Source organism: Bacillota bacterium (assembly GCA_024655925.1).
Lineage (GTDB): Bacteria > Bacillota > DTU025 > DTU025 > JANLFS01 > JANLFS01.
The window spans coordinates 1-1,934 of record JANLFS010000215.1; the positions used below are offsets into that span (position 1 = coordinate 1).

3 protein-coding genes are annotated in these 1,934 nt (G+C 59.1%); 2 read left to right on the forward strand and 1 reads right to left on the reverse strand.

Going from position 1 to position 1,934, the window contains the following annotated elements; all coding sequences use genetic code 11:
* The coding region (locus tag NUW23_16235; protein ID MCR4427695.1) for a hypothetical protein at window positions 1-601 on the forward strand (601 nt) is incomplete at its 5' end.
* Window positions 602-617: 16 nt separating this feature from the next.
* A complete protein-coding gene (locus NUW23_16240; GenBank protein MCR4427696.1) occupies window positions 618-1,355 on the forward strand; it encodes a DUF3396 domain-containing protein in 738 nt (245 codons plus the stop codon).
* A 325-nt stretch (window positions 1,356-1,680) separates the two neighbouring features.
* Here the strand turns inward: NUW23_16240 and NUW23_16245 are convergent.
* The coding region (locus NUW23_16245; GenBank protein ID MCR4427697.1) for a hypothetical protein at window positions 1,681-1,934 on the reverse strand (254 nt) is incomplete at its 5' end.

Here is a 1,934-nt window from a genome sequence, read left to right on the forward strand (position 1 = left end):
ATTGAGGGGGACAGGAATGCGGGGAGAGGTTCATGAACTCGACGATGGCGAAGAATGTGACCTGGAAGAGTCCGGCGATGGGGTTCCTCAGGGCTGGACGTTGGGGGCGGAAGGGGTCCAGGCCATCGAGGGCAGCGAAGAAGATGCGGGGGTGGATAGCCCTGCAGGCAACAGGCTCAGGAAGGAAATGCGAGACCTGCCAGAACCCGATAATGGAAACTCGGCCTCCGATGCTTCGGACGGATCGGTAGAGAAAACTACCCCATTGAACGCCCTCGAGACAGGACGCATCCACCACTACGACTTCCGCCGTGTGATGCTGGAGAACGACCCTCGGGACGAAGGACCCGAGACTTTCACGACCGAGAAAGCAATCACTGACCTGGAGGGAAGGGTTGTCTATCTCGAGGGCCATCTCGCAAGGCCGGACTACGTGGACTACCAAAGGCATGTCATTGTGGATCGCAAGCCGGTTCATCAGGGAGAGGACCTTCAGGACGCATACGAGAAATACCAGCACCAGCTCGACTTCTACCGGCGCGTGTATGAGACGGCAAGAGGTGTGGCACCCATTGTGGTTCTTGACGGATATTCTGTCTAGGAGCCAGGTTACGAACATGGCGCCACGAGACCTCCGTTACTTCGTCGGGCTGGCAATTTACACTTTTCAAGACTTGCTGGCATCCGGGCCAGCCGTTGTGCATCTCGTTGAGTCCTTCCGAAGCCTAGTCCCAATCCCTCGGCTGGAAGTGTGTCGTTTCGGAGCTACGGTGCAGTTGTCAGCCAAGCTGGACATGCGCCGAGTATCCCCAGCAAGGCCTAACCATGTTCTGGTCAGGCTGCCAACCGGGATATTCGCCGCGGATGGCCCGCGGGCGGTACAAGAGTTACTCACTTTCGGCAAGGATGCTTTCGAGCGGCTGGACGCTGCCTATGGCTACGCTGGTGTCAGAGTGACTGCCAGATCGACTGATGCTATCAACCACGTAGTGAATCAGAGCGCCAATTCGGTGCCAGTGGGAGACTTTTTCGACTATAACATCGAGCGCTCCTTCGATCGGCACGTCAAGGGTGCGTTTTGGGCGAACTTCCTCGGGGAGCGGCACGTTGAGGCTCTAGGAGGGCCTGAAGCCGTGGCCAAGCACGCACCCTGTGAGCACATAGAACGCTTGCGAGGGGGAGGGATGCTCCTTGTCTTGAGCTCGAGTCCGCTGGCGGAAGACCAAATGAGAGAGAAGGTCCGATACGCACAGTTGAGTGCGTTTCTCAGGCCAATCACGGAGTGGAAAACGGTCCCCGCCCTTCCTAGTCTAGAGAAAGCTGGGTTGAGCCAGCGCAAGAACTTCAACACCTAACCAACTCTCGCTAAGCAGCTCTTGGCAAGTTCCTTGCACTCTTTCACGTCGCCGCTCGCGCCGTGCCCGTCGCCTCGCTGTTGTCAGACGCAGCGCATCGTCACATGGGGACACCGCAAAGTGGCAACGGTTCGCCTACAGAACGGCACTCACCTGCGTTCGAAGCGTTCCCGCACAGGGCGGGCCTGCAACGCTACCGTCCGGGAGACTTGTCGCCGTAGTTCGGAAGCAATCGGCCAGCTTGGGCCTGCTCGATGGCTGCAGGTGCTTCTCTCACGGTAACCGGCTGCTACACCGGGTATGGTATGGCTGCGCTCACCTCCGATCACGAGAGGCGCGCAGCCCCCAGCGAAGGGTAGGTATGTCGTACCCCATCAGCGCGCCAATCTGGGGCGGAGACTAGCCCCGCAGCCACGGTGGGACGATATGGCCAGGTCCCAATACTGTCCTCACCACTGCCCCAGTTGACGCGGCTGCTTAATCTGAGCATCATCTCGTCTTGCGCAGAGCGTACTGGGCTCACCGTTGGAGAGTCGTGTCCGGTTAGTTCGCGCGCCGGTTTCGCATCGGCTAGGTGTG

What these genes read in the sequence shown, in the direction of transcription:
- NUW23_16240 (MCR4427696.1), top strand. Translation starts at nt 618, where the DNA reads ATGGCGCCACGAGACCTCCGTTACTTCGTCGGGCTGGCAATTTACACT.